General features: G+C 61.9%; 24 protein-coding genes. 13 read left to right on the plus strand and 11 right to left on the minus strand.

Annotated features, from left to right (window positions below; all coding sequences use genetic code 11):
* Positions 1 to 19 precede the first annotated feature (19 nt).
* Positions 20 to 286 carry a metal ABC transporter permease gene (locus tag PP263_RS18045; RefSeq protein WP_308368631.1) on the minus strand — a complete coding sequence of 89 codons (267 nt, stop codon included), beginning with the start codon at positions 284 to 286 and terminating at the stop codon, positions 20 to 22.
* A 714-nt stretch (positions 287 to 1,000) separates the two neighbouring features.
* Positions 1,001 to 1,789, minus strand: a complete 789-nt coding sequence (locus tag PP263_RS18050; RefSeq protein WP_308365256.1) for a DUF2884 family protein — start codon at positions 1,787 to 1,789, stop codon at positions 1,001 to 1,003.
* Positions 1,790 to 1,992: 203 nt separating this feature from the next.
* On the opposite strand from PP263_RS18050, the gene PP263_RS18055 reads away from it, so the two are divergent.
* Entirely contained in the window at positions 1,993 to 4,389 is a 2,397-nt protein-coding gene (locus PP263_RS18055; RefSeq protein WP_308365258.1) for a zinc-dependent metalloprotease, read from the plus strand.
* Between the two features lie 172 nt (positions 4,390 to 4,561).
* Here PP263_RS18055 and PP263_RS18060 read toward each other — a convergent pair whose 3' ends face one another.
* The 6 genes from PP263_RS18060 to PP263_RS18085 form a co-directional block, all read right to left on the minus strand.
* Entirely contained in the window at positions 4,562 to 5,374 is an 813-nt protein-coding gene (locus PP263_RS18060) for a transglutaminase-like domain-containing protein (protein WP_308365260.1), read from the minus strand.
* A gap of 8 nt (positions 5,375 to 5,382) precedes the next feature.
* The gene (locus PP263_RS18065) at positions 5,383 to 5,613 is read right to left on the minus strand and encodes a DUF350 domain-containing protein (protein WP_183463432.1); all 231 of its coding nucleotides are present in this window, start codon (positions 5,611 to 5,613) and stop codon (positions 5,383 to 5,385) included.
* Between the two features lie 97 nt (positions 5,614 to 5,710).
* Positions 5,711 to 7,252: a S8 family serine peptidase gene (locus PP263_RS18070; RefSeq protein ID WP_308365262.1), complete on the minus strand. Its 1,542-nt coding sequence runs from the start codon at positions 7,250 to 7,252 to the stop codon at positions 5,711 to 5,713.
* Positions 7,253 to 7,661: 409 nt separating this feature from the next.
* The gene (locus PP263_RS18075; protein WP_308365264.1) at positions 7,662 to 10,493 is read right to left on the minus strand and encodes a pitrilysin family protein; all 2,832 of its coding nucleotides are present in this window, start codon (positions 10,491 to 10,493) and stop codon (positions 7,662 to 7,664) included.
* A 188-nt stretch (positions 10,494 to 10,681) separates the two neighbouring features.
* Positions 10,682 to 10,879 (minus strand): CPXCG motif-containing cysteine-rich protein, encoded by a 198-nt coding sequence (locus PP263_RS18080; protein ID WP_308365266.1) that lies wholly within the window; start codon positions 10,877 to 10,879, stop codon positions 10,682 to 10,684.
* On the minus strand, positions 10,876 to 11,655 hold the full coding sequence (locus tag PP263_RS18085) for an alpha/beta hydrolase (protein WP_308365268.1): 780 nt from the start codon (positions 11,653 to 11,655) through the stop codon (positions 10,876 to 10,878). Before PP263_RS18085 ends, PP263_RS18080 begins: the two co-directional genes overlap by 4 nt.
* A gap of 188 nt (positions 11,656 to 11,843) precedes the next feature.
* On the opposite strand from PP263_RS18085, the gene PP263_RS18090 reads away from it, so the two are divergent.
* From PP263_RS18090 to PP263_RS18100, 3 genes are all read left to right on the plus strand, one after another.
* Positions 11,844 to 13,007, plus strand: coding sequence for a phosphoglycerate kinase (locus PP263_RS18090; RefSeq protein ID WP_308365269.1), 1,164 nt, complete (start codon positions 11,844 to 11,846; stop codon positions 13,005 to 13,007).
* A 147-nt stretch (positions 13,008 to 13,154) separates the two neighbouring features.
* Positions 13,155 to 14,219 carry a class II fructose-bisphosphate aldolase gene (fba, locus tag PP263_RS18095; RefSeq protein WP_308365270.1) on the plus strand — a complete coding sequence of 355 codons (1,065 nt, stop codon included), beginning with the start codon at positions 13,155 to 13,157 and terminating at the stop codon, positions 14,217 to 14,219.
* 177 nt (positions 14,220 to 14,396) lie between these two features.
* The gene (locus tag PP263_RS18100; RefSeq protein ID WP_308365271.1) at positions 14,397 to 15,380 is read left to right on the plus strand and encodes an alpha/beta hydrolase; all 984 of its coding nucleotides are present in this window, start codon (positions 14,397 to 14,399) and stop codon (positions 15,378 to 15,380) included.
* Between the two features lie 80 nt (positions 15,381 to 15,460).
* Here PP263_RS18100 and rarD read toward each other — a convergent pair whose 3' ends face one another.
* Together rarD and serA are read right to left on the minus strand one after the other, a co-directional pair.
* On the minus strand, positions 15,461 to 16,369 hold the full coding sequence (gene rarD, locus PP263_RS18105) for an EamA family transporter RarD (protein WP_308365272.1): 909 nt from the start codon (positions 16,367 to 16,369) through the stop codon (positions 15,461 to 15,463).
* Positions 16,370 to 16,548: 179 nt separating this feature from the next.
* Positions 16,549 to 17,793, minus strand: coding sequence for a phosphoglycerate dehydrogenase (serA, locus tag PP263_RS18110; RefSeq protein ID WP_308365274.1), 1,245 nt, complete (start codon positions 17,791 to 17,793; stop codon positions 16,549 to 16,551).
* Positions 17,794 to 18,195: 402 nt separating this feature from the next.
* Between serA and PP263_RS18115 the strand changes: the two genes are divergently transcribed.
* From PP263_RS18115 to PP263_RS18155, 9 genes are all read left to right on the plus strand, one after another.
* Positions 18,196 to 18,861 carry a fumarylacetoacetate hydrolase family protein gene (locus PP263_RS18115; RefSeq protein ID WP_374693726.1) on the plus strand — a complete coding sequence of 222 codons (666 nt, stop codon included), beginning with the start codon at positions 18,196 to 18,198 and terminating at the stop codon, positions 18,859 to 18,861.
* A gap of 214 nt (positions 18,862 to 19,075) precedes the next feature.
* A complete protein-coding gene (locus PP263_RS18120; protein WP_308365279.1) occupies positions 19,076 to 19,609 on the plus strand; it encodes an asparaginase domain-containing protein in 534 nt (177 codons plus the stop codon).
* A gap of 292 nt (positions 19,610 to 19,901) precedes the next feature.
* Positions 19,902 to 21,407, plus strand: coding sequence for an aldehyde dehydrogenase (locus PP263_RS18125; RefSeq protein ID WP_308365281.1), 1,506 nt, complete (start codon positions 19,902 to 19,904; stop codon positions 21,405 to 21,407).
* A 194-nt stretch (positions 21,408 to 21,601) separates the two neighbouring features.
* On the plus strand, positions 21,602 to 21,964 hold the full coding sequence (locus tag PP263_RS18130) for a hypothetical protein (protein ID WP_308365282.1): 363 nt from the start codon (positions 21,602 to 21,604) through the stop codon (positions 21,962 to 21,964).
* A 99-nt stretch (positions 21,965 to 22,063) separates the two neighbouring features.
* Positions 22,064 to 22,366 (plus strand): DUF2007 domain-containing protein, encoded by a 303-nt coding sequence (locus PP263_RS18135; protein ID WP_308365284.1) that lies wholly within the window; start codon positions 22,064 to 22,066, stop codon positions 22,364 to 22,366.
* Positions 22,367 to 22,377: 11 nt separating this feature from the next.
* Positions 22,378 to 22,776, plus strand: a complete 399-nt coding sequence (locus PP263_RS18140; protein ID WP_308365285.1) for a VOC family protein — start codon at positions 22,378 to 22,380, stop codon at positions 22,774 to 22,776.
* A 124-nt stretch (positions 22,777 to 22,900) separates the two neighbouring features.
* Positions 22,901 to 23,212: a hypothetical protein gene (locus tag PP263_RS18145; protein WP_308365286.1), complete on the plus strand. Its 312-nt coding sequence runs from the start codon at positions 22,901 to 22,903 to the stop codon at positions 23,210 to 23,212.
* Between the two features lie 117 nt (positions 23,213 to 23,329).
* Positions 23,330 to 23,722: an STAS/SEC14 domain-containing protein gene (locus PP263_RS18150; RefSeq protein WP_308365287.1), complete on the plus strand. Its 393-nt coding sequence runs from the start codon at positions 23,330 to 23,332 to the stop codon at positions 23,720 to 23,722.
* Between the two features lie 110 nt (positions 23,723 to 23,832).
* On the plus strand, positions 23,833 to 24,594 hold the full coding sequence (locus tag PP263_RS18155) for a TerC family protein (protein ID WP_308365288.1): 762 nt from the start codon (positions 23,833 to 23,835) through the stop codon (positions 24,592 to 24,594).
* 174 nt (positions 24,595 to 24,768) lie between these two features.
* On the opposite strand, the gene PP263_RS18160 is transcribed toward PP263_RS18155, so the two are convergent.
* Complete coding sequence (locus PP263_RS18160) at positions 24,769 to 25,365, minus strand: lipase (RefSeq protein ID WP_308365289.1); 597 nt, start codon at positions 25,363 to 25,365, stop codon at positions 24,769 to 24,771.
* Positions 25,366 to 25,524 lie beyond the last annotated feature (159 nt).

The following is a 25,524-nucleotide window of genomic DNA, read 5'->3' on the forward strand; positions in this document are numbered from 1 at the left end:
TTACGCGCCTCCTGGGAACTCAGCGCTCCCAGGCTGACCGCAACTGACACAACAGAAACAATATCCCCGCCGCCAACACAATCGAAGGCCCTGCCGGCGTATCCCAAAGAATCGACGCCAGCAGCCCCAACACCACCGCGAGGCAACCGATTGCGCAGATCGATTGCGCAGATCGATTGCGCAGATCGATGGGATTGCGCAGATCGATGGGGTCCGCAGATCGATGGGTCCGGATCGATGGGTCCGGATCGATGGGTCCGGATCGATGGGGTCGGACTCGATCGATTTTCGAGTTTTCGGAACAGCTGGCCCGCTTCCAAAGGTCGGGGTCTTACATTTGATATTTCAATGTCGTCGGCGGGCGCCACGCTAACCGCCTGGGCGCGGGCTTGAATCTGGGGCAGAACCTGAACCTGGAGACGGATGCCAACCGCTACGGTGACGAGAATGTGGCGCATCTGCGCCTGAGCTACAGTTTTTAGCTGAATTGACGGAGCGGAGTGGAATGCTGATGCGGTATCGCGACAATGCTTGCGGCACCAAAGCTGATCCCCAGCAGCATAGCTATTTTAGCAATTTAGACCTTATAGCTCTTGACTATCATCCGCAGTGAAAAAATCCATTTAACCTGAAAGCTACCACCCGCTACTCTGCCTGTGTTCCAGATAACAGGAGGGGACAATGAAAACTGTCATAGCTATCGTAAGTAAATCCATAGATATAAAAGTGGCTGGGCAGTCGCACTCCGTTGAGTGCAACTACTCTGACAATTACTATGGGGATCAGGTTTGTGTGCTGCGCCGGGGTGTATAGCTCTTCTGATCACCTATACGAAGTGCCCGCAAAGTAATTTCCGCCATAAATGATGACTGGGATGATCGGTAGGTCCCGGGGCTGTAGCGATACCGGTTTTTGCGTAGGGTGCGCCGTGCGCACCATTCGGGGTTGATATGAGTCCCAGCGCTCCTTGGTGCGCACGGCGCACCCTACAATCACTAATCTAATTGACCTTCACGATATCATACGGGGCCAGCGCGGGAATGGATTGGTGCAGTTTGCGTTCAAGTTGATCGATGCTTTTGAGTTGTTCGCACAAGTTCCCTGCGCGTTTTTCGAGCAGCTCAGCCCGCTTCTCGACCTTCTGCTCAATCTCCTCAGCCGCCCGCTCCGCCCCGTATTCGATACTGCGGCCGCCGGTAAAGGCGGCTTTTAGCGCATGCCAGGCAATGGTGCCGGCGGATTCCCTGGCCAGTTTCTCGATTCTGGGCTCGAACTCGTCTGTGATCGCCTGCTCGACAAATTCGTCGATATCCGGGTCGCCCAGGAGATAAACCTCTCCCTCGTGGTTGAGCCGCTCTTCTACGCGGCGCAATATCTCGTCCGAGGTCTGCTGCAGTTCGATATTGTCCGGGTGGTCGGCGCCGGCGAGGGCTGTCACAGCGACGGACAGGCCGTTCAGGGCCACATCCACGGCTTCTAGTGAAAGAAGCAGGATTTCCCTCCCGCTGTTGTGCAGCTGGTTTCGGTAATCCTTCAGCAGCTCCTGCTGGTGGTCGTCGAGATCCACTGTCTCGCCCGCGACAATCAGCTGCGCCGGAGACTGGTAGTGAACCAGGAGCTCGCTGTTATCACTGTTTGCACGGGTTTCGAAAAAATCCGGTCCGATGCGCACGGCATAGTTCAGTTCTGCGTTGCACTGCTCGTCATCTCCCACAATGAGGTTCATGCCTCCTGCCTGCGCCGAGGCGCTGAGCGCGATCAGTCCCGAGATTGCCAGTGGCTTCCACATTGAAGTCGTCTCCAGATTATCTGTATTGCCGTTGAGACGATCCCTGAGGCGGGGTTGGATGCAGTGACGGGTAAAACTTGTCGGAAGTCCGGTGCAGGAGGTTTCGGAGAGGGGGTTCCTCGGGGGATAAGGTGGTAATCTAGAGTGCCATCTGCATGCATCCGCTCCCGGAAGGAGCAAATCCAATAAAGTGGGGGAAGCAAATGTCGATAACCAAGCTCATCTTTGTGGCATTACTGGCGCTGCTCACTGTGGCGGCGCAAGCCAAAACCATCACCGAATACACCGCGAGCATGGAAAAGCATGCCGGATATCACGACTTCTACTGGGACGACCATAACGGCAGGGTCCTGTTGGAGATTGTGGACTTCGACCGCGAGTTCCTGCTGCTGACCGGCCTGGCCCAGGGGCTGGGCTCCAACCCGGTGGGGCTGGATCGCAATCAGGTGGGCGACAACCGGCTGGTGAAGTTCCAGCGGGTGGGGAGCAAGGTGCTGTTGCACCAGCTGAACCTGAAGTACCGGGCCGGGTCCGATAACACTGCGGAGCGTCGGGCGGTAGAGGAGGCCTTTGCGTCCTCGGTGCTGTGGGGCTTTGATGCTGTGGCGCGCGAGGGGGACCGGGTGCTGGTGGACTTCACCCCCTTCCTGCTCTCCGACCAGCACGGTATCGCCAAACGGCTGAAGGACACCGAGCAGGGCAACTTCAGCATCGATGCGTCCAAATCCGCCGTCTATCTGCCGCGCACCAAAAACTTTCCCAGGAACAGCGAATTCGAGGCACAGCTGACCTTTGCCGGCAGCGAGCCGGGTAACTACCTGCAGGAGGTGGTGCCGACGCCGACGCTGGTCTCCCTGCGCCAGCATATTTCCCTGGTGGAACTGCCCGACGACAACTACCGGCCGCGCCGTTTCCACAGCCGCAGCGGCTATTTCCCCTTCGAGTACCGCGACTACGCGACGGCCATCGACCAGCCGCTGGACCAGCGCTTTATCTACCGCCACCGCCTGGAAAAGAAAACCGGCAGTGACGAAGTGGTGGAGCCAATCGTCTACTACGTGGATTCCGGTGTGCCGGAACCGGTGCGCAGCGCCCTGATCGAAGGCGCCAGCTGGTGGAACCAGGCTTTCGAGGCGGCAGGGTATAAGAATGCATTTCAGGTAAAGCTGCTGCCGGAAGACGCGGACCCGCTGGACGTGCGCTACAACGTGATCAACTGGGTGCACCGCTCAACGCGGGGCTGGTCCTACGGTTATTCCATTGCCGATCCGCGCACCGGTGAGATTATCAAGGGCAATGTCACCCTGGGTTCGCTGCGGGTGCGACAGGACTACCTGATTGCGCAGGGGCTGCTGCAGCCCTACGGGAACGAGAAGGCCGACACCGAAGCGCTGAAGGCGATGGCGCTGGCGCGCATCCGCCAGCTGTCCGCTCACGAAGTGGGCCATACCCTGGGCCTTGCGCATAACTTTGCCGCCAGTACCGAGGCGCGCGCCTCGGTGATGGATTACCCGGCGCCACTGGTGACTTTGCAGCAGAGCTCCCTCGACCTGGCGGATGCCTATGCCGCCGGAATTGGTGACTGGGATAAATTGGCGATCCGCTACGGCTACGGCGCCGGGGGAGAAGACGAACAGCAGTACCTGGACGCTGTCATCGCCGAGGCGCAGGCGCAAAATCTGCGTTTTATTTCCGATCCGGATTCGCGCGAGATCAACAATGCCCACGCCGTCTCCCACCTGTGGGACAACGGCCGTGAGCCCTTGCAGGAGTTCGCGCGAGTGACCGAATTGCGCCGCTTTGCGCTGGATAACTTTTCCACCGCGGCGAACCCGAGCAGTGCGCCCCGCTCGTCCCTGGAGGAAACCCTGGTGCCCGTCTACTACGGCCATCGCTATCAGGCGGAGGCCGTGGGCAAGCTGATCGGCGGCCTCGATTACGATTACCTGTACAACGGCGCCGAGCAGAACAGCTACACGCTGGTGCCGGCGGAACGGCAGCAACAGGCGATCGAGGCACTGCTGTCGACACTGACACCGGAGTTCCTGGCGCTGCCGGAGCGCGTTCTGCAATTGCTGCCGCCCAAGTCCTACGGTTATGCGCGCACCGCAGAGAGCTTTCCCTCTTATACCGGCGTCGCTTTCGATGCGGTGGCCCTGGGCGAGGCCGCGGCGGGCCATACACTCGCGATACTGCTGGACCCGCAGCGCGCCGCGCGCATGGAGCAGCAGCACGGGCGCAGCAGCGAAATCCCTGGTTTCGGCACGCTGCTTGAGCAGTTGACCGAGCGGGCGCTGGACGCCGGGGCCTATAGCGGGCTGCAGGCCGCCGTTCACCAGCGTGTCAATCACGCTTATATCCACCGGTTGATGATGCTGGCGGGCGACAAGGGTGCGTCGGAATCGGTGCGCGCCAAAGCTCACTTGGAGCTGGCCAGGTTTCAGCACGCCATGGGTGGGATGAAACTGTTCGGCGAGGACCCGGAGGGTTACAGCGCGCACTACTTTTATCAGGCGCAGCGCATTGCCGCATTTATGGATGGTGATCTGAAAGTTGAAGCTGGGGATTTGAAAACGATGCCGCCGGGGTCGCCGATTTAATATGGCTTCCGCTCCTGCCGCTGCGGGCGAACACAAGGTTTGCCACTACAACTCGCTTTCGTCATTCTGGCGCAAGCCGGAATCCAGGTGCCACTAGACTGGATACCGGCCTGCGCCGGTATGACGAGTCAGTGAGAGCTTGATTTGAAACAGAGTGTCTACATTCCCCAAATCAGCCGCGAATAAACTGCGATTTCTTGATCCAGTGACCACCCCGATATTTCCGGGTCGGCCTGGAATCTTTCTTCGCCCAGAAGAAATGCCGGTTGAACTGAAACTCCACATCGTACCCCTCTGCCAATTCCGCCAGCGGCATCGCCTGCCAGCTGGTCTCGCGGCGTTTGCTGGTGGCTTCCAGCAGATATTCCTTGTTGCCGGCGATGGCGACCACCCAGGCGTGGCCCTCTCCGTTGTGGGTGCCCATGGCGACGCGGGCGTCCACGCCCAGCTCGATCAGCCAGTCCGCGAGTAAAATCGCGTGGTCCTCGCAGTCGCCGCGTTTCTGGTAATAGGCCTGTCGTGAGGTCTGCCAGATATCGGCGAGTCCGGAGTACTGCAGGTGGTCGTATTGATACTCTTTGTTCATCGCCAGGGTATACAGCGGTACCCAGAGTTGTTTGGTCTTGAACGGTTTAAAACCCACCAGATAACTGCTGGCAAAGTGGTGCTCGCTGTCCAGGCCGCGGGCGGATGCGGTGGCTTCGCGAATGCCCTGCCAGTGCCAGATGGAGACATAGGCGCTCTGCTCGGGGCTGCGCTTGGCCACTGACTGCTGGATAAACTTTTCGGTCAGGGGCTGGCTGCTGCCCTGCACCCGCACGACGCCGCGCTGGGAGTCCTTGGAGTACTCTGTCTCTGCCGGCTGGCTGCCGAACTCCCGCAGTTGGAATTCAGGTTCGGTCGAAGGAACGCCGGGTAAGGTCACCAGTATATGCGGCAGCGTCAGGGCGGTACTGAAACCAATTGCCAGTATCCAGTAGCGCATGCCTGTCTCTATCCCTTCAGGCCGAAAGAGATAATGATGGCAATAAACAGCAGGATGGTGGAGGCGAAAATAGCCACTGCGATATTGCCGCTCTTCAATTCGTTTTCGATATCCACGTGCTTGAGCAGTTTCTTGTCGATTACGATCAGGGAGAGTATGCCGATCAGCAGGGCGAGAAAGGTGTAGATTAAATTGACCCCCAGGTTGAACAGGGTGGCGGTGATAAATTCCAGTTCCATAGTTATTGCTCGCGACCAGAAAAACTGCGTAGCCGCCTATTAAACCACAGAAAAGGGGGCCCGCAGGCCCCCTAAGTCTGTCGCAATAGCAGCGGCTTTACTTGCAGTTCTTACCCTTACAGCTTCCGCCGTCGCTGGGATTGGTGCCGGTACAGCCATTGGCGGTCAGGTAATCCACTGCGGCCTTGGCCTGTACCAGGCCGTAGCCGTAGGCGTTGTCGCGGCCGGCTGCGCCCAGGTCTTCCGCAGAGGTGTCCAGGGCCGCGCGGATTTCGCCGTTGGCGCAGTTGGGGAAGTTGCTCCACACCAGGGCGGCGACGCCGACGACGTGGGGTGTGGCCATGGAGGTGCCGTTGAAGTAGGCGTAGTCGCTGGCTTCCACGCTCAGGGTAGTGCTCGCACCCAACTGGTTCAGCAGGGCGACGCCGTCGGTATCGGAGATGCCCGCGGAGGGAATGGAGGTAACGGTTTCGCCCAGGGTGCCGGAGAGCATGCCCGGTTCGTTGTTGTAGATCACCGCGGCGATGCCGCCGCCGGCCTCGCAGTTGAGCACCTTGTCGACGAAGCTGATATTGCCGCGCTGGATCAGGCACACTTTGTCGGCGGCCGCGGTGCAGGCGGATTCGGCGGTGCCGCAGTCGGCCAGGGCGCCGGTGACGGAGGCCAGCGGGCTGCCCTCCATGGCCAGGGCTTCCACCGGTGTTCCGGCCACGGTCAGGGAGGTGTCAAGGCCCGTGCCCATGGGCACCGAGGAGAGCACCTCCACGCCGGGGCCGGAGAGTTCCACCTGGTCGGTCTGCTGGGAGAAGTCGGCGACAACCTTGTTGCTGTCGATGGCGGCCACGGAAACCACCGAGTCGTAGGAGGCCGGGTAGGAGTGGCGGGTGTTGCCGTCGTTGCCGGCGGCGGCGATGGACAGAACCCCGGCGGTATTATAGATATCGGCAAATGCGCGCTCTTCTGTTCTGGAGGCGCGCTCGCCGCCCAGGCTCATATTGATCACGTTGGCGCCGTTGCTGACACAGGTGTCGGCGGCCGCCACCAGGGAGGATGAATAGCCCCAGCCGTCGGCGTTGAACACCTTGACGATATGCAGGTTGATGTTGGCACTGGGCATCACACCCACCACGCCCACGCTGTTGTTGATGGCGGCGATGGTGCCGGCTACGTGGGTGCCGTGGCCGTCCTGATCTTCGTACCAGTTGCCGGTGCCGGAATCGTTGGTGCCGGTGACGGCATTGCCGGACAGGTCTTCGTGGGCGATGTTGTAACCGGAGTCGATGATGCACACGGTGCGGTTGCCGGCCAGGACGTCGCTCACCTGGTCCGCCTGCACCATGGGGATTCCGTAGGGCACGCTCTGCGCCATCAGGTAGCGTTTGACGTCTTCTTCCACATACTCCACGTTCGGGTTGTTCTGCAGTGCCTGCAGAGCCTTCTCCGGCAGGTGGGCGGCAACGGCGTTGCGCTTCTCCAGCCCGAGGGCGACACGGCCGCCGTGCTGTTTCATCTGCGCCTGGATCGCGGGGCCCTTGCCCTCCTTGAACTTGACGATATAGCGGTCGTCAGCAGCGTTGGCCTGGGTGGAGAGGGCCAGCGCCAGGGCGCTGGCGGCAAAGAGAGGTAGCTTGCTTGTCATTAGTAGTGCTCCACAGTAAGTGTTCAGCGTATCTAGTTATTGGAATGGTCTGCCTCCCGGTGGCACCTGGGCATTCGATTGGAGAATGCAGTGCCGCCGACTGCTGGTGGCGGGAGAAAGAAAGATAACAGGCAGGATATTGGCGCCAATTGGAATGTTTCAGTTGTGTGATGTGATCACTATTTCTGAAAAGTATTCTGGTGAGAGGGTGTTTTATCGCTACGGAAGGGTTCGCCAGCTTCGTCCTACCCATTAGGGTCTGCTGTTTGACTTTGTACAAAAGTATGAAAAGTACTATCTGAAAGGAATGAGCGATCGCCCTTCCCCTGCGCGGCGTATCTTGCTAATGCCCTGTAGGAGCGGCGGGCGGATGGCCGCCCCCGCCGCTCCTACAGGGGGAAGGAAGGATTTATTGGCCGCTAGCTACGGCCGGCTCGTCGAGCTGCTTGCCATCCGTGTCCAGCTCAGCCACGGGGCCGATATCCAGCGATTCTATCCCGGCAGCGATCTTTTCCTTGTCGCCGACGATCACCCAGGTAAAGCGGTCGGGCTTGATCACCTCTCCCGCCAGCTGGTGCACCCGCTCCAGGTCTATGTCGCGAATCCGCTGCGCGTAGCCGTCCATGTAGTCCAGCGGGCGTCCGTAGATGACGATATCCGCTGCGGCGCCGGCCACGGCGGCGATGGTCTCGAAGCGGCCGGGCAGTTCGTTGATCCGCTTGCTTTTGATTTTCTCCAGTTCGTCCTGCTGCGCCGGCCGATCGGCGATATAGGCATTCAGCTCCTTCTGCAGTTCCGCCAGGGACTCCTTGGTCTTGTCCGTCTGCACCGGCGCGTACACCAGGTAGGGCTGCTGGCCCACGGCACCGGTCAGGAAGGAGTAGGCGCCGTAAGCCCAGTGCTTCTCCTCGCGCAGGTTCATATTGATGCGCGCGGTAAAGGTGCCGCCGATGATGTCGTTCATCATATGCATGGCCTCGGCCCGGGGCATTTTCTCCGAGGGCGCGAGCAGGCCGCCGATAATGATCGACTGCTCGGCGCCGGGCTTGTTGATCAGGTAGACGCGGGCGCTGTCCGGATGGGATATCTGCGCCAGGTTCTTCCGCGGCAGCGGGGTCTCGGGTTTCTGCCAGTCGGCGAAGTGCTTTTCCAGCTGCGCCTTGAGCGCGTCCATGGTGATATCGCCCACCGCCACCAGGGTGGCGTTGTCCGGGCGCAGCCAGGTCTCGTGGTATTGCACCAGGTCGTCGCGGGTCAGGGACTGGATGGAGTCCTCGGTGCCGCTGCCGGTAAAGGGCACACCGTAGGCGTGGTCCTCGCCGTAGAGCAGCGGCGGCAGGCTGCGCAGGGCCATCTGCACCGGCTGGGTCTTCTCCTGCTGGATGCCTGCCAGCCAGCGGCCGCGCTTGCGCTCGATCTCCTCCTTGGAAAACTGCGGGCGCAGCACCACGTCGGCGAACAGGGCCATGGACTCATCCAGGTTGTCGGCCAGTGCGTTGAGGCGCACCCTGGAGGTGTCGATATCCGCACCCGCGCCGATCTGCGCGCCCAGCAGTTCCTCCCGCTCGCTGATTTCCAGCGCGCCCAGCTCGCCGGCGCCCTCCTTGAGCATGGACATGGCATAGCTGGCGGTGCCCAGCTTCTTGCCCTGGTCCGCGGCGTAGCCGGCGTCGAACAATATCTGTAGATCCACCACCGGGACCGCGTGGCGCTCCGCTAACACCACCTTCAGACCGTTGGCCAGTTCCGCGGTCTGGAGCTCCGGAAAAGGCACCGAGGGGAATTCCCCCGGCTGCGGCAGTTGTGAACGATCGGCGCCGGCGGCGGCGGTCTTGTACTCGGGAAAGGGGTGCACTTCCAGGTTGTAGTCGCCGCTGGACAGCCACTCTTGCGCCGCTGCCCGCACCTGCTGCGGGGTCAGTTGCTGCTTCTCGGCCAGGGCCTTGAGGGCGGCGTTGGGATCGCCCAGGTAGAGTTCGCCGCGGGCCAGGGTGACTCCCTTGCCGCTCCAGCCGCCGATCTGTTCCAGGCTGCGGGCGGCGCTGGCGTAGGCGCTCATATTGACCCGCTGCAGTTCCTCGGCGGTGGGGCCCTCTTCCAGGAAGCGCGCCACCTCCTCATCGATGGCCTTCTCCACCTCGGCCAGCTCCACTCCGGGCTTGGCATCGGCCACCACCTGGAAGATCGAGGCCAGCTCGAATTCATACAGGTTGACCGAAGCGTTGGTGGCCAGCTGATCTTTGTAGACCAGGCGCTTGTACAGGCGCGAATTCTTGCCCTCGCCCAGCACCGCCGCGGCCAGAGCCACCGCGTTGGCGTCCGCGTGGCTCAGGTTGGGGGTGTTCCACACCTTGTACAGGCGCGATTGGGCCACGCGGTCGAACATCTGTTCGCGGGAGGACTGGTCGCGTTTGGCGATCCAGGCTTTCTTCTTCACCAGGGGTGGGCCGGCGGGAATATCGGCGAAGTAGTTGCCCACTTTTTCCTTCGCGGTCTCCACATCGATATCGCCGGCCAGCACCAGCACGGTGTTGGCGGCGCCGTAGTAGGTCTTGAACCACTGGTGAACGTCGTCCAGCGATGCCGCGTTCAGGTCCTCCATGGAGCCGATGGTGGTCCAGGAGTAGGGGTGACCCTCGGGGAAGATGGCCTTCTGCATCTGCTCCCAGACTTTCCCGTAGGGCTGGTTCTGTCCCTGGCGCTTCTCGTTCTGCACTACGCCGCGCTGCTCGTCGAGCTTCTCCTGGGTGATGGCGCCGAGCAGGTGGCCCATGCGGTCGGACTCCATCCACAGGGCCATATCCAGCGCGTTCTTGGGCACCGTTTCGAAGTAGTTGGTGCGGTCGAGCCAGGTGGTGCCGTTCATGCCGGTGGCGCCGGCCTGCTCAAAGGGCTTGAAGAATTCGTCGTCGTAGTTTTCCGAGCCGTTGAACATCAGGTGCTCGAACAGGTGCGCGAAGCCAGTGCGCCCGGGCTTCTCATCCTTGGAGCCCACGTGGTACCAGACCCCCACGGAGACGATCGGCGCTTTGGAGTCCTCGTGCACGATGACGCGCAGGCCGTTGTCCAGGGTGAATTTGTCGTAGGGAATGGAGAGGGGTTCCGGGGCCTTGGTTTCGACGGTGGGCGAGGCCGGGGTTTCCTCAGTACTGGCGGGGGCAGCGGACTGCCGGGGCTCTTCGCAGGCGCTCAGCAACAGTGGCAGCGCGACGGCCAGGCAGCAGCGGGAAAAACTTTTCATGGCGAATTCCTTTTTCCTGGTTATTTGCCCGGACCTTTATACCGGCCGACACCGTTGCTGGCAAACCGAGGGGGAACTATCACGTTTGTAGGAGCGGGCCATGCCCGCGATCAAACTCCGATCGCGGGCATGGCGGATGGCCGCCCCGCCGCTCCTACAGCGAGATTTTTCCTAACACAGCATTGTGGCTAAGCATCGTCCTCGCTCTGCACGGCCAGCTGCAGGTTGCCATCGCTGTCTTCGCTGGCGATCACCACTACCGGGCGGCAGCACACCGAACAGTCTTCGGTATAGGTCTGCATGTCTACGGAGCGGTCCACCACCAGAGTGATGGGCTCGCCGCAATAGGGGCAACTGGCGCGATGCTCTTCCAGTCCAGGGATCATTCTGTGGTTCCTCGCTGTGGCAGGTAGCGCCCAGCCCAGGCGGCCAGGGTGTCGGCGATGTAATCCGCGTCCTTCTGGCGGGTGAGCAGATGGTCGGCGTCGTCCAGGCTGATAAAGCTCTTCGGGTGCATGGCGCGGTTATAGATTTCCGCCGCCTCGCCCACAGAGACCATATTGTCCAGCGGCGAGTGGTAGATCAGCAGCGGCCGGTCCAGGTTGCGGATATGGCCGGACCTGCGCCGCTGCAGGTCGTCGAGAAACTGCTTGCGGATCACGAAGGGCCGCCCGCCCAGCTGCACTTCCGCCTGCCCCTCGCGCAGGATGGTATCCACGGAGTCCGCGAACTGGCGGGTGACGTGTTCGGCATCGGCGGGGGCGGCGATGGTGGCGATGGCGCGGGCCTCGGGAATCGCGCCGGCCGCGGCGAGTACCGCGGCGCCGCCCAGGCTGTGGCCCAGCAGCAGTTCCGGCGGCCGCTGCTCGCGGCGCAGAAATTCGGCGGCGGCGAGCAGATCCGCCACATTGGAGGAGAAGTTGGTGTCGGCGAAGTCCCCTTCGCTGTCCCCCAGTCCGGTGAAGTCGAAGCGCAACACCGCGTAGCCCAGCTCCGCCAGCCGGCGGGCGATGCGCGAGGCGGCCAGCACGTCCTTGCCGCAGGTAAAGCAGTGGGCGAAGAGAACCGTGGCGCGCGGCGGCCCTTTCGCCGGAACCTCCAGTATACCGGCCAGTCGCGCGCCGCTGCCGCCGGGAAAGGTCACCTTGTGCCGCCTGCCCATGGAAGTATCTCCCTGTCCGTTTCCGGGCAATGGTAGGGAGCGGTGGCCGGCGGGGCAATTGGCCATTCGGCCGGTCTTTTGCGGCCACGCCGCGTGGTAACGATATCAGGTGCCGCCGGGGCGGCGGCGGGCCGACGCAATTGTTATACTCCGCGCCCACTTTTCCACAGATACAGAGGGGACTGGCAATGGCGGTCAAACTGATGAAGGATCTGGACCTGAAAGGCAAACGCCTGCTGATTCGCGAAGACTTGAACGTGCCGATAAAAGACGGCGCGGTCACCTCCGACGCCCGTATTCGAGCCGCCCTGCCCACTATTCAGGCCGCTGTAGACGCCGGCGCCAGGGTGCTGCTGATGTCCCATCTGGGCCGCCCCACCGAGGGCGAATACGAGGAAGAGTTCTCCCTGGCCCCGGTGGCCGCTCATCTGGGGAAACTATTGGGGTGCGAGGTGCCGCTGATCAAGGAGTGGCGCGAAGGTGTAGAGCTGGCCGACGGCGAAGTGGCGCTGCTGGAAAATGTGCGTTTCAACTCCGGCGAGAAGAAGGACGACGAGCAACTGGCCCGCGCCTACGCCAGCCTGTGCGATATCTTCGTGATGGACGCCTTCGGCACCGCCCACCGCGCCCAGGCGTCCACCCACGGGGTGGCCAAATATGCCCCGGTGGCCTGTGCCGGCCCGCTGCTGGCGGAGGAACTGGATGCGCTGGAGAAGGCCCTGGCCAATCCCGCGCGGCCGATGGTGGCGATCGTCGGCGGCTCCAAGGTCTCCACCAAGCTCAGCGTGCTGGAGACCCTCGCGGATAAGGTGGACCAACTGATTGTGGGCGGCGGCATCGCCAACACCTTCCTCGCCGCGGCCGGCAAGCCGGTGGGCAAGTCCCTGTGCGAGCACGACCTGGTGGATACCGCGAGCAGCCTGATGCAGAAATGCGATATCCCGCTGCCGGTGGACGTGGTGACCGGCAAGGAGTTCAGCGAATCCGCCGAAGCGGAAACCAAACCCGCCGACGAGGTGGCCGCGGACGATATGATTTTCGATATCGGCCCGCAATCCTCGGAAAAGCTCGAGGAAATCCTGCGCGGGGCGAAAACCATTATCTGGAACGGCCCGGTGGGAGTGTTCGAATTCGACCAGTTCGGCGGCGGCACCGAGCGCCTGTCGAAAGCCATCGCCGAGAGCGATGCCTTTTCCATCGCCGGCGGCGGCGACACCCTGGCGGCGGTGGACAAGTACGGTATCACCGACAAGGTCTCCTATATCTCCACCGGCGGCGGCGCCTTCCTGGAATATGTGGAGGGCAAGACACTGCCCGCAGTGGCGATTCTCGAATCCCGCGCCCAAGACTGACCGATTTCTGTAGGAGCGGCGGGGCGGCCATCCGCCATGCCCGCGATCGAAGGTTCTGCCAGCACTGATCGCGGGCATGGCCCGCTCCTACAAAAGCTCTAAAAACAATTATTAGCATTTCGCACCGAGACGAGACAGGAATTTTTTATGGCCCTAATCAGCTTGCGCCAACTGCTGGACCACGCTGCCGAATACGGCTACGGCGTGCCCGCGTTCAACGTCAACAACCTGGAACAGATGCGCGCGATCATGGAGGCGGCGAAGCAGACCGATTCGCCGGTGATCGTGCAGGCCTCCGCCGGCGCGCGCAAATACGCCGGCGCGCCCTTCCTGCGCCACCTGATCCTCGCCGCCATCGAGGAGTTCCCGGAAATCCCGGTGGTGATGCACCAGGACCACGGCACCAGCCCGGCGGTGTGCCAGCGCTCCATCCAGCTGGGTTTCAGTTCAGTAATGATGGACGGCTCCCTGCAGGAGGACGGCAAGACCCCGGCCTCCTACGAATACAATGTGGACGTCACCCGGCGCGCGGTGGAAATGGCCCACGCCTGCGGCGTGTCCGTGGAAGGCGAGCTGGGCTGCCTGGGTTCGCTGGAAACCGGTATGGCCGGCGAGGAGGACGGCGTGGGGGCCGAGGGCAAATTGTCCCACGACCAGCTGCTGACCGACCCGGAAGAAGCGGCGGATTTCGTGCACAAAACCCGGGTGGATGCGCTGGCCATCGCCTGCGGCACCAGCCACGGCGCCTACAAGTTCAGCCGCCCGCCCACCGGTGATATTCTGGCGATCGACCGCATCAAGGAAATCCACGCGCGTATACCCGACACCCACCTGGTGATGCATGGCTCCTCCTCGGTGCCCCAGGAGTGGCTGGCCATCATCAACGAATTCGGCGGCGAGATCCCCGAGACCTACGGCGTGCCGGTGGAGCAGATCTGCGAGGGCATCAAGCACGGCGTGCGCAAGGTGAATGTGGACACCGACCTGCGTCTGGCCTCCACCGGCGCGACCCGCCGCTTCCTGGCCCAGAACCCCTCCGAATTCGACCCGCGCAAATTCCTCAAAGCCACGGTAGAGGCCATGAGGGACATCTGCATGGCCCGCTACGAGGCTTTCGGCACCGCCGGCAATGCCAGCAAGATACGCCCCGTTGGCCTGGAGGATATGTCCAAGCGCTACGAGACCGGCGAGCTGGAGCCGAAGATCAGGTAAGTTGGAGCCAACTCGTCGTTCCGGCGTAGGCCGGAACCCAGATGCCACCAAAACTGGATGCCGGCCTGCGCCGGCATGACGACAAGTTATAGACGGGCGGATCCAGTGTTCGCCCTTTTCGTATCCGGCACAAAAGCGGGTCGAATTTCCCGCGTCAAAATGCAGTACCATTGCCCAATGGCTCTACTGCAAGATATCACTACCGTCGAACACAGCCCGGTCATCAAGCGCCCGGACTATTCGGCCCTGCGCGAGCAACTGCCCGAGCTGGATTTCAGCAGAAATGATGAGGGCCCGCTGCTGCCGGCCCTGCAGGAGTATCGCAATTACTACGACCTGCAGTTTCCCCTGGCCCACAGGACCGGGGTGGGCACGTTCGAGGCGACGGGTTTTGAGCTGGTTGCCCAGTACTGGCTGGTGGAAAAGCCCCGCGGTACCCTGTTTATCTGCCATGGCTATTTCGACCATACCGGTATCTACGGTTCGGCCGTTCGCTTCGGCCTGGAGCGCAACCTCAACGTAGTGATCTTCGATTTCCCGGGCCACGGCCTCTCCAGCGGCGAGCCGGTGGCCATCGATACCTTTTTGCAGTACCGCCAGGCCTTGGAGGCGCTGCTGCACATCGCCCGCGACAAGCTGCCGGGTCCCTGGCACGCCCTTGGACAAAGCACCGGCGGCGCGGCGCTGCTGGCCTACCTACAATACAGCTGCTGGCAGCCGTTCGACAAAATCTTCCTGCTGGCGCCGCTGGTGCGCCCGGCGCGCTGGCATCTGCGCAAGTGGCGGTATTACCTGGGCCGCTTCTTTATGGCGAACCCCGACCGCGGTTTCAATATCAACACCCACGACGCCGAGTTCGCCCGCCGCCAGGCGCACCGGGACCCGCTTCAGTCTCCGGTGATGTCCATGCGCTGGCTCACCGCCATGGTGGACTGGCTCAACACCTTCCCCAAAACCGCGAAAAATCCCAAACCGATTCTGGTGCTGCAGGGCACTGGCGACGAGACCGTCTCCTGGCGCTACAACATGCGCCTTATCCGCGACCGCTTTCCCAACAGCAAGCGGGTGATAGTGCGCGGCGCGCGCCACCAGATGATCAACGAGACCCAGCCCTACCGGCACCGGATACTGCAGGCAATGGACGAGTGGCTGAATTCCTAGTTTTTGTAGGAGCGGCCCATGGCCGCGATAGGTCTGTGAAATAAACCACCGTTGGTCGCGGCCATACAAAAATATCCGGGTCAGGCGACGGCTTTGCTCTGCTGCTGCAACCTGTGCCGCTGTGCCAATGCATCCAGCGAATAGACACCCAGCCCCAGCCACACCAGGCCGAAAGTCACCATCTTGCCCTCGCTGAAGGGCTCGCCAAACGCCAGCGTGGCGAGCAGCAGATGCAGGGTGGGTGCCAGGTACTGCAGGAACCCCACCGTGGAGAGGTTGAGCCGGCGCGTGGCGATATTGAACAGCAGCAGCGGGGTCAGGGTTATCGGGCCGGCCAGCAACAACAGGCCGTTCAGTTGCCAGCTATTGTTGAGCAGGTCGCTGCTGGGGCTGTCGCTCCACAGAAGATAGAGTGCGGCCAGCGGGAACATGTACAGGGTTTCCACGGCAAGCCCGGTGAGGCTGTCCACCGGCGCCCGCTTGCGCACCAGGCCGTAGAAGCCGAAGGAGAATGCCAGGATCAGGGCCGCCACCGGCAGCCGGCCGAACTGCCAGAGGTCGTAGGCGATGCCCGCCGCCGCCAGTCCCACCGCCAGCCACTGCAGGCGACGCAGCCGCTCCCCCAGAATCAGTACGCCCAACAGCACACTGATCAGCGGGTTGATGTAGTAGCCGAGGCTGGCATCCATCAGGTGGTTGCTGGTAATGGCCCAGATAAACACCAGCCAGTTGCCGCCGATCAGCAGGGTGGACAGGGCAAGGGTGACCATTTTTTCCCGCGAGCGCAGGGTGGCGAGGAAATCCGGCAGCTTGCCGATCAGCGCGAGGATCGCCACTGCCAGCACCAGCGCCCAGATACTGCGGTGCGCGAGGATTTCCGGCGAGGAAATACCGTCGAGCAGCTTGAAGTACAAGGGCGCGAATCCCCAGAGCAGGAATGCGCTGATACCGGCGAACAGACCGGCCGCGGCGGAGTCGTTGTTGCGCAAGGAGGTACACCTTGGATGCAAGGAAGTGAGGAAGCCCGGCAATTGTAGGAGCGGCCGTTGGCCGCGATCAATCCCTGTCGCGGCGACCGCCATGGATGGCGGGGTGCCGCCCAGCGGGAATGCCGATTGTGCATGGAGCACACAATCGGCCAACGGTCGCTCCTACGGGGCGAAAATATTCAGAAAAGCACCCGGCAGCGCAGCGTGCCGGGAATATTCTTCAATTTTTCCAGCGCCAAGTCCGAGTACTCCGCCTCCACATCGATCACCACGTAGCCCAAAGTCTCGTTGGTTTGCAGGAACTGCGCGGAAATGTTGATTTTGTTTTCCGAGAACACCTGGTTGATGGCGCCGAGCACGCCGGGCACGTTCTTGTGAATGTGCAGCAGCCGGTGCGCGCCCACATGGCTGGGCAGGGCCACCTCGGGGAAATTCACCGAACTGGTGGTGGTGCCGTTATCGGAATAGTGGGCGAGCTTCTCCGCCACCTCGGTGCCGATATTCTCCTGCGCCTCCATAGTGGAGCCGCCGATATGCGGGGTGAGCAGCGCGCTGTCGATATCGCGCAGGGGGGACTGGAACTCGTCGTCGTTGCCCCGGGGCTCCACCGGGAAAACATCGATGGCGGCGCCGGCCAGATGCCCGCTTTTCAGCGCCTCGGCCAGCGCGTCGATATCCACCACAGTACCGCGGGAGGCGTTGAGCAGGATGGCGCCGGGTTTCATGTGTGCTATCTGTTTTGCGCCGATCATCATCTTGGTGGACGGCAGTTCCGGCACGTGCAGGGAGACCACGTCCGCCTGCGCCAGCAGTTCGTCGAGGGAGTTTATCTGACTGGCGTTGCCCAGCGGCAGCTTGGTGATCACGTCGTAGAAGATCACCCGCATACCCAAGGCCTCCGCCATCACCGACACCTGGGAACCGATGGCGCCGTAGCCGACGAGTCCCAGGGTCTTGCCCCGCGCCTCGAAGGAGCCGGCGGCGGACTTGAGCCAGCCGCCGCGGTGGCAGACGGCGTTCTTCTGCGGGATGCCGCGCAGCAACAGGATGCTCTCCGCGATAATCAGCTCAGCCACGCTGCGGGTATTCGAGTAGGGTGCGTTGAACACCGCGATGCCCAGTTCAGTAGCCGCCTGCAGGTCCACCTGGTTGGTGCCGATACAGAAGCAGCCGATGGCGATCAGCTTGGGGGCGTTCTCCAGCACCTTGCGGGTCAGCTGGGTGCGCGAGCGGATGCCGATAAAGTGGGCGTCGGCAATCTTCTCGATCAACTGCTCTTCCGGCAGCGAAGTCTTGACGTACTCCACATTGGTATAACCGCGGGAAGCCAGCAGATCCACCGAGGACTGGTGGACCCCCTCCAGCAGCAGGATGTGGATCTTGTCTTTTTTCAGGGACTCTTTTTGGTGGGTGGGCGGAGCCATATACACTCTCTTGACTGTGGGCGACAGGATTTGGCGGTAAAATCCGGGAAGCCGGGAGCCCGGCGAGGGCGCGATCATACCACAAGCGCCCTGAGGCGCTTTATTTGAAATCCCTATCCTAGGGCCTGTTAACACTAAATTCGATAGCCGCGTTGCCGCCCCAAAACGGGCCAGGCAAGGCGCGAGGAGCGTGGTTTAGCATGCTAAATGAGCGACGAGCAACGCTGCATGGCCCGTTTTGGGGCGCAACCCGGAGGGACGGGGCCGTTTTCCCGCAATCCTGCGTTGCAGTTCGCTTATGTGGAATGACCACACGGCGCTCACTGCGCCTTGTCTTGCGGAAAAACGGCCTCCGTCGCGGCCATCGAATTTAGTGTTAACAGGCCCTCCCTATCGAATTTGATTATGTACCGACACCAGTTTAGCTGTGCGAGCCCCTGCGACCAGCTCCCGGGGAAAATCGTCTGCGTGGGGCGCAACTATGCCGCCCACGCCGCCGAGTTGGACAACCCGGTTCCGGAGGAGCCGCTGCTGTTTATCAAACCCGCCACCGCGGCGGTGGCCATGGCCGAGCCGATCCACCTGCCCCGCGGCCGCGGTGGCTGCCATTTCGAGGGGGAACTGGCGCTGCTGATCGGCGAACCCCTGAGCGGTGCCAACCCGGCGGATGTTCCCGGCGCCATCGCCGGTCTGGGCCTGGCGCTGGACCTCACCCTGCGCGAACTGCAGGGACAGCTGAAGAAGCAGGGGCACCCCTGGGAAAAGGCCAAGGGTTTCGACGGCGCCTGCCCGCTGTCCCCCTTCGTCAAACTGGACTGGCTGCCGGACTGGGACAACCTCACCTATTCCCTGTGGCTGAACGGCGAACTGCGTCAGCGGGGCAAGACCGGACATATGCTCACCCCAATCCTCGACCTGGTGGCCTATATCAGCAGCCATTTCACCCTGTTGCCCGGGGACGTGGTGCTCACCGGTACCCCCGCAGGGGTTGGGGAATTGCTCAGCGGAGACAGGCTGGTATTGCAGTTGGAGGACGACTGGTTGCGGGTGGAAACGCAGGTCGCCTAGAGGCAATACAGTTGAGTCAGATCACTTTTTGTAGGAGCGGGCCATGCCCGCGATTGGCGCTTGTCGAATCCCCGCCGCCGATCGCGGGCATGGCCCGCTCCTACAGGGTGCCGGACTTAACTCACCAGTATTGGGTCTAGCCCCGCCTTGTGGAGACCTGTTGGCGCCACTATGATGCCGCCGGCAATGGCAATGGCACTGACCCGGAGACGCGATGACCGACCTCAACCCCACCACCACCATCCGCATCCTCACCACCGGCGGCACCATCGAAAAGAGTTACTCCGAAGCCGACGGCACACTGAAGAACCGCGCCTCCATTATCCGCGACGGCCTGATCGCCAGTCTGCGGCTGCCCTACACTCATCTGGAGCTGGAGAGTGTGCTGAACAAGGATTCGCTGGAAATGGACGACGGCGATCGCCAGCAGATTGCCGATGCCGTTGCCCGTACCGCCAGCCAGGGGGAACCCATCGTGGTGCTCCACGGCACCGACACCATGTCTAACACCGCCGAATACTGCCACCGTGCGCTGGGCAGGCCCCCGGTGGCGGTGGTGTTCACCGGCGCCATGAAGCCTATGGGCTTTATCGATTCGGACGCGCGCCAGAATGTCACCGAGGCCCTGCTGGCCGCACGCCTTTTGCCGCCGGGCTTCTATATCGCATTCCACAACCGGGTGTTCGAAGTACCGGGAGTGCGCAAGAACCGCGAGACGGGCACCTTCGAGGCGGTTGCCGGCGAATAGCCGGCTTGGCGGGCGAACACAAGGTTCACTCCTACAATGGGTTCTGAGTGTCATCTGTGTGTCATCTGCAGATGGTCTGTCTTCAATCAAACCCGCATTGACTCGTCATACCGGCGCAGGCCGGTATCCAGGATAGTGGCACCTGGGTTCCGGCCTCCGCCGGAACGACGAAAGTGCGTTGTAGGGGCGAACCCTGTGTTCGCCCAGGCCCGACGTGGCACCGGCCCGGGGAATTCTGGTATCCTTTGATTTGTGATCACATTTTCGGATGTTCAATTTAGGGAGGTGAGCCATGTCGGAACAGCAGACCCCGCAGACCTTGCAAGAGTGGCAGGCCATGGCCGCCGGCCTGGCCATCGAGGGCCGCGCCTTTATCAACGGCGATTATGTGGACGCCCTCTCCGGCGCCACCCGCCCCACGGTCAGTCCGGCGGACGGAAAGGAGTTGGCCCAGGTAGCCAGCTGCGGTCCGGAAGACGCCGAGCGGGCGGTGAAAGTGGCCCGCGAGACTTTCGAATCCGGCGTCTGGTCGAAAATGCCGCCGATGCAGCGCAAGAAGATCCTGGTGCGTTTCGCCGAACTGATCGAGCGGAACCGCGAGGAAATCGCCCTGCTGGAGAGCCTGGACGCGGGCAAGCCCATCGGCGATACCATGAACGTGGACGTCCCCGGCGCGGTCACCACCATCCGCTGGAGCGGCGAGGCCATCGACAAGATCTACGATGAAGTGGCCCCCACCGGCCCCGACGAACTGGGCCTGGTCACCCGCATGCCCCTGGGGGTGGTGGCCGCCATCGTGCCCTGGAACTTCCCGCTCTCCACCACCGCCTGGAAGCTGGGCCCGGCGCTGGCCACCGGCAACAGCGTGATCCTCAAACCCGCCTCCAACACTCCGCTCACCGCCATCCGCCTCGCCGGACTGGCAAAAGAGGCCGGATTGCCGGACGGCGTGCTCAACGTGCTGCCCGGCCCCGGCAGCAGCCTGGGCAAGGCCCTGGGCCTGCACATGGATATCGACTGCCTCACCTTTACCGGCTCCACCGAGGTGGGCAAGACCCTGACCGAATACGCCGGCCAGTCCAACCTCAAGCGCACTTTTCTCGAACTGGGCGGCAAGAGCCCCAATATCGTTTTCGCCGACGCGGACCTGGACAAGGCCGCCGGCGCCGCCGCACTGGCGATCTTCTACAACCAGGGCGAGACCTGCACCGCCGGCTCGCGCCTGCTGGTGGAAAAATCCATCGCCGACGAATTTATCGAAAAGGTGCGCAAAGCCAGCGAGCGCTTCAAGCCGGGCCACCCGCAGGATCCCAACACGGTAATGGGCGCACTGATCGATCGCAGCCAGTTCGACACGGTGGAATCCTATGTGGCCAAGGGCCTGGAACAGGGCGCGCAACTGGTGTGCGGCGGCGCGCCGGCGGAGGCGGTGGCCGGCGGCCACTACTACGAGGCCACGGTTTTCCGCGGCGTCACCGGCGATATGACCATCGCCCGCGAGGAGATCTTCGGTCCGGTGCTGTCGGTGATCGAATTCGACAGCGAAGCCGAAGCCCTGCGCATCGCCAACGATTCCATCTACGGCCTCGCCGCCGGCGTCTGGACCCGGGATATCGGCCGCGCCCACCGCCTGGCCCGCGACCTGCGCGCCGGCTCCGTGTGGATCAACAACTACTTCGGCGGAGACATCACCGTGCCCTTCGGCGGCTTCAAACAGTCCGGCAACGGCCGCGACAAGTCGCTGCACGCGCTGGATAAATACTGCGAGCTGAAGTCGACCTGGATCGATCTGAGTTAGGCGTTTTTCAATATTCTGACCCCACCGGAGGGGCCGCAATTGTGGCCCCTCTTTATTGTTGGCGGGGTGGTCCGTTGCGGATTGCAGTTGGCAGATGGCGCCTGTTTCCGTTCTCGTCTATACCTAAACCATCCCCTGTCGATGGGCGCGATATCTCCGTCGCCCTGTTTCTGCAACTGCACAGGAGGAAACAATTGAGATCTGCTCCGTTGTTTCTGGTTGTACTGCTGTTCGCAGGCGCCGCTCCGGCCGGGGCGGCATCGCCTCAACCATTCGGCAAAATCGAGAGCCTGGTAACGCCCGAACGGGCGCGGCCCCAAGAGTGGATACAGCTGCTCGTATGCCCCGGTGAAAAAGTAACGGCCGGACAGAAGCTGGCGGTACAGCGGGACGCCCGGGGCACCGTGGTGCAGGAATACATCTCCGGAGCGGGCGGCGAAGTGACCATCACCGGGCGCATCGCGCCCGGCAGCTCCGACACCATTCTGGAAATCGGTACCCTGAGCGCCAGCGACACCTGCGGTGATGGTGACTGCAGGCCAGCGGGCAACGACTGATTTCCCCAGCCCATTTCGTGAAGCTACCAATTTGATTTGCCGGTCGGGGCTGATACCCTCGGGTCGCGATTGCGGCCCTTTTTAATTGGCAGCCACCCGATGAAGCTGATCTACACCCACGAAAACCGCCTGCTGGTAGAGCTGGCAAAAAGCAGGCTCGAAGTCGCCGGCATCCCGGTATTCCTGAAAAACGAATTCGCCCAGGGTGGTTCCGGAGACCTGGCGCCGCACCAGACTTGGCCGGAACTCTGGCTCGAACGGGAGCGGGACTACGAGCGCGCGCGGCAATTGCTGGCGGACGCCGAGGCGGAGCAGCGGTCCTGGCGCTGCCGCGACTGCGGTGAGGAAAACGGCGCGGCCTTCGATTACTGCTGGAACTGCCAGCGGTCGCGACCCGCCTGAGGTTTGACCATATGCAATTCCTGATCAATATCGACGTCGACAACCTGGAGCGCGCCGTCGCCTTTTACCGGGATGCCTTTGGCCTGCGCCCGGGGCGGAGTTTCGGCGATGCCGGAATGGAAATGCTGGGCGGCGATGCCCCTCTCTACCTGCTGGCCAAGGAGGCCGGTTCCACAGCCGCCGGAGACCGTCAGCGGGACTACCGGCGCCACTGGACGCCGGTGCACCTGGATATGGTCGTGGACGATGTGGAGGCCGCGGTGGAACGCGCGATCGCCGCCGGCGCGAAACTGGAGGGAGAAATCCGGGTTGATAGCTGGGGTGCCATTGCCGGCCTGTCCGACCCCTTCGGCCACGGCTTCTGCCTGCTGGAGTTCCGCGGGCGCGGCTACGACGAGATCTGCTCGTAATATTCAGTCGGTATTCAGCGCGGAGGGCGCAGGATTTGCGCTAAAGTGCGCTGTCGTCGTTTCGGCGCAAGCCGGAACCTGGCTACCGGCACTGGACACCGTTTGTCTGATTGAGGAAAGAAGTATGAATAAGTTGACTGCGGCAGCGGGCCTGTCTGTGATCATCGCCCTGGCTGCGACCAGCGCTGCGGCAAACCCTGGCAAGGGGGGCAGCTTGCCGCCGGGGCTGGAGAAAAAAGCACAGCGGGGCGGTGAACTGCCGCCAGGCTGGAAAAAGAAACTGCAAAAGGGCGTTATCCTGGAACCGGAAATCTACCGGCACGGGGTTATCGTCAGGCCGGTGGACGAATTCGGCTTTGTGACCATCAGAATCGAAGGCGAGTTAGTGCGCCTGGTTCACGCCACCCACGAGATCGTGGATATTCTCTCTCACTGACCGCGTCCCTGCAGAGTTCTTGCTCTGCAGGGAATCTCTCCCCCGCTATCGGCCGGATTGGTAAAACCCCGCCGGCACACTATAACCGGAACCATAGCCACCATCGGGGGTGTACCTATGAGTGCCGAGCATCACGGCGTTTCCGTAGGCCTGGAGCGCAGCAACGGCGGAGTCTTGCTTTCCCTGCATGTCCGCGGCAAGCTGACCCACGAAGACTACGAGGCGATAGTGCCCATGCTGGAGTCCGCCATCGCCGGGGAAGAGAATCCCAAGATCGATGTCTTTATGAATGCCGTTGAAATGGAGGGCTGGGAGCCCCGCGCCGCTTGGGACGACCTCAAGCTGGGCCTCAAGCACGGCCGCCACTTCAACCGCGTGGCGGTGGTGGGCAGCAAGCGCTGGCTGGAACTGATGACCAGGGCGGGCAGCCTGATGATCGGAGGCGAGGCGCGCTACTTCGAAAACGAAGAGTCAGCCATGGCCTGGCTGAACATAAAAAAGGCGGCATAGAATAGAGCCGACCCGAATCGTCACCGCTTATCCACCCTACACCTGCTGGACAAGGCGACATAGAATAACGCCCAGTTCAATCAATCCGCTTATCCAAAAAGGAACTTTTCATGTTCGAATGGCTAACCAGTCCCGAAGCCTGGGTTGCGCTGGCGACACTGGCCGCGCTGGAAATTGTCCTGGGCATCGACAATATCATCTTTATTTCCATCCTCGTCGGCCGCCTGCCGCCAAAGCAGCGGGAGACGGCGCGCTTTGTCGGCCTGGCGCTGGCCATGCTAACCCGCCTGGCACTGCTGTTCTCCATCGTCTGGGTGATGGGGCTTACCGAACCCCTGTTCAGCCTTCTGGGCGAGGAAATCTCCGGGCGGGATATCATCCTGATCGGCGGCGGCCTCTTCCTGCTCGGCAAGGCCACCCACGAGATTCACAACAGCCTGGAGGGTGTGGAGGGCAAGGGTACCGCGGTGGCCGCGGCCAGTTTCGGCATGGTGCTGGTACAGATTGCAATCCTGGATATCGTCTTCTCCCTGGACTCGGTGATCACCGCGGTGGGGCTGGTGCAGGAAATTTCCATTATGGCGGTTGCCATAGTGCTGGCGGTGGTGGTGATGATGGTGGCGGCCAAGCCCATCGGTAATTTCGTCGATCGCCACCCTACGGTAAAAATGCTCGCCCTCTCCTTCCTGATCATGGTGGGCCTGACGCTGATCGTGGAGGGCTTCGACGTGCATGTGCCCAAGGGCTATATCTATTTCGCCATGGTGTTTTCGGTGGGGGTGGAAATGCTCAACCTGCGTTTGCGGAAAAAACAGGCGGAGCCGGTACATTTGCACAAGCCGTTGCGCGAGGACGGGACAGAAGTGGGCTGATTTTCGTAACTCAAGTTTCGGAGTTCGCGGAATCAGCCTTAGTACTGTACCGCACCCTGTGGGAGCCAGCCCTGCTGGCGAATAATGGCGTTGCCATTTAGCACCGTCTTTTCGCCTGCAGGGCAGACTCCCACAGCAGACTCCGAAACTTGAGTTCGTAAGAGCGGTTTCTGATTATGCGAGCGCCTCGCCGAGCTCGGCCGCTACCGCGGAAATTACCGCCTGGTCGAGCGGCATCCAGCGGTGCAACTTGACCGGGAATTCGTAGGTCTTGCCGATCGGCAGCCGGGAGCTGGTGTGGGGCACTATCGTTATGTCGTACGGCGTCCAGATGGATACCGGCGAGATGTCCGCGAGGCTCTGCACATCCTCATTGAGCGTATTCAGGAAATCACTGCCGATACTCAACTGCCGGCCACCCTTGTAGGGCAGGAATTTGGCCCAGAAACTGCCGTAATGAGGGCTCGATATGGAGACGAACTTGTGCACCCGCTCGAGCCCATCCAGCCTCTGCAGATAGTGTCTCGCCACTATGCCGCCCATGCTGAAACCCACCAGCGAACAGCTGCTGTCCCCCTCTGCGAGTGCGTCCACCTGATCTTTGAGCTGTCGGGAAAGGTGCTCCATGCCATGCCAGCCGGAGTTGTACTGCAGATTGATGCAATGGGCGGAGAATCCCTCCGATTCCAGGGCCTGCCTCATCCTGAGCATGGACTTTCCGCGGTCAAAAATACCGGGAATCAGGATTGCTGTTCTGGACTTGTTGGTCATCGGTCATACTGCGGAAGTTTCGTGCCATGTACCGGATACTTTGGAAGCCGATTCCCTCGGCTCCTGGGACTCCCGGCTTTATAGCGTCGGGTTTTATGGCCTCCAAATAAGCCTGTAATTTCTGCTCCCTGCCTTTATATTCAGATGAAATAGCATCGA

This window comes from Microbulbifer sp. TB1203 (genome assembly GCF_030997045.1).
Taxonomy (GTDB): Bacteria; Pseudomonadota; Gammaproteobacteria; order Pseudomonadales; family Cellvibrionaceae; genus Microbulbifer.

Bases quoted from the DNA above. Each gene is read 5' to 3' on its own strand.
- PP263_RS18050 (WP_308365256.1), bottom strand. From the start codon at position 1,789: ATGTGGAAGCCACTGGCAATCTCGGGACTGATCGCGCTCAGCGCCTCG.
- PP263_RS18055 (WP_308365258.1), top strand. From the start codon at position 1,993: ATGTCGATAACCAAGCTCATCTTTGTGGCATTACTGGCGCTGCTCACT.
- PP263_RS18060 (WP_308365260.1), bottom strand. From the start codon at position 5,374: ATGCGCTACTGGATACTGGCAATTGGTTTCAGTACCGCCCTGACGCTG.
- PP263_RS18065 (WP_183463432.1), bottom strand. From the start codon at position 5,613: ATGGAACTGGAATTTATCACCGCCACCCTGTTCAACCTGGGGGTCAAT.
- PP263_RS18070 (WP_308365262.1), bottom strand. From the start codon at position 7,252: ATGACAAGCAAGCTACCTCTCTTTGCCGCCAGCGCCCTGGCGCTGGCC.
- PP263_RS18075 (WP_308365264.1), bottom strand. From the start codon at position 10,493: ATGAAAAGTTTTTCCCGCTGCTGCCTGGCCGTCGCGCTGCCACTGTTG.
- PP263_RS18080 (WP_308365266.1), bottom strand. From the start codon at position 10,879: ATGATCCCTGGACTGGAAGAGCATCGCGCCAGTTGCCCCTATTGCGGC.
- PP263_RS18085 (WP_308365268.1), bottom strand. From the start codon at position 11,655: ATGGGCAGGCGGCACAAGGTGACCTTTCCCGGCGGCAGCGGCGCGCGA.
- PP263_RS18090 (WP_308365269.1), top strand. From the start codon at position 11,844: ATGGCGGTCAAACTGATGAAGGATCTGGACCTGAAAGGCAAACGCCTG.
- fba (WP_308365270.1), top strand. From the start codon at position 13,155: ATGGCCCTAATCAGCTTGCGCCAACTGCTGGACCACGCTGCCGAATAC.
- PP263_RS18100 (WP_308365271.1), top strand. From the start codon at position 14,397: ATGGCTCTACTGCAAGATATCACTACCGTCGAACACAGCCCGGTCATC.
- serA (WP_308365274.1), bottom strand. From the start codon at position 17,793: ATGGCTCCGCCCACCCACCAAAAAGAGTCCCTGAAAAAAGACAAGATC.
- PP263_RS18120 (WP_308365279.1), top strand. From the start codon at position 19,076: ATGACCGACCTCAACCCCACCACCACCATCCGCATCCTCACCACCGGC.
- PP263_RS18125 (WP_308365281.1), top strand. From the start codon at position 19,902: ATGTCGGAACAGCAGACCCCGCAGACCTTGCAAGAGTGGCAGGCCATG.
- PP263_RS18135 (WP_308365284.1), top strand. From the start codon at position 22,064: ATGAAGCTGATCTACACCCACGAAAACCGCCTGCTGGTAGAGCTGGCA.
- PP263_RS18140 (WP_308365285.1), top strand. From the start codon at position 22,378: ATGCAATTCCTGATCAATATCGACGTCGACAACCTGGAGCGCGCCGTC.
- PP263_RS18145 (WP_308365286.1), top strand. From the start codon at position 22,901: ATGAATAAGTTGACTGCGGCAGCGGGCCTGTCTGTGATCATCGCCCTG.
- PP263_RS18150 (WP_308365287.1), top strand. From the start codon at position 23,330: ATGAGTGCCGAGCATCACGGCGTTTCCGTAGGCCTGGAGCGCAGCAAC.
- PP263_RS18155 (WP_308365288.1), top strand. From the start codon at position 23,833: ATGTTCGAATGGCTAACCAGTCCCGAAGCCTGGGTTGCGCTGGCGACA.
- PP263_RS18160 (WP_308365289.1), bottom strand. From the start codon at position 25,365: ATGACCAACAAGTCCAGAACAGCAATCCTGATTCCCGGTATTTTTGAC.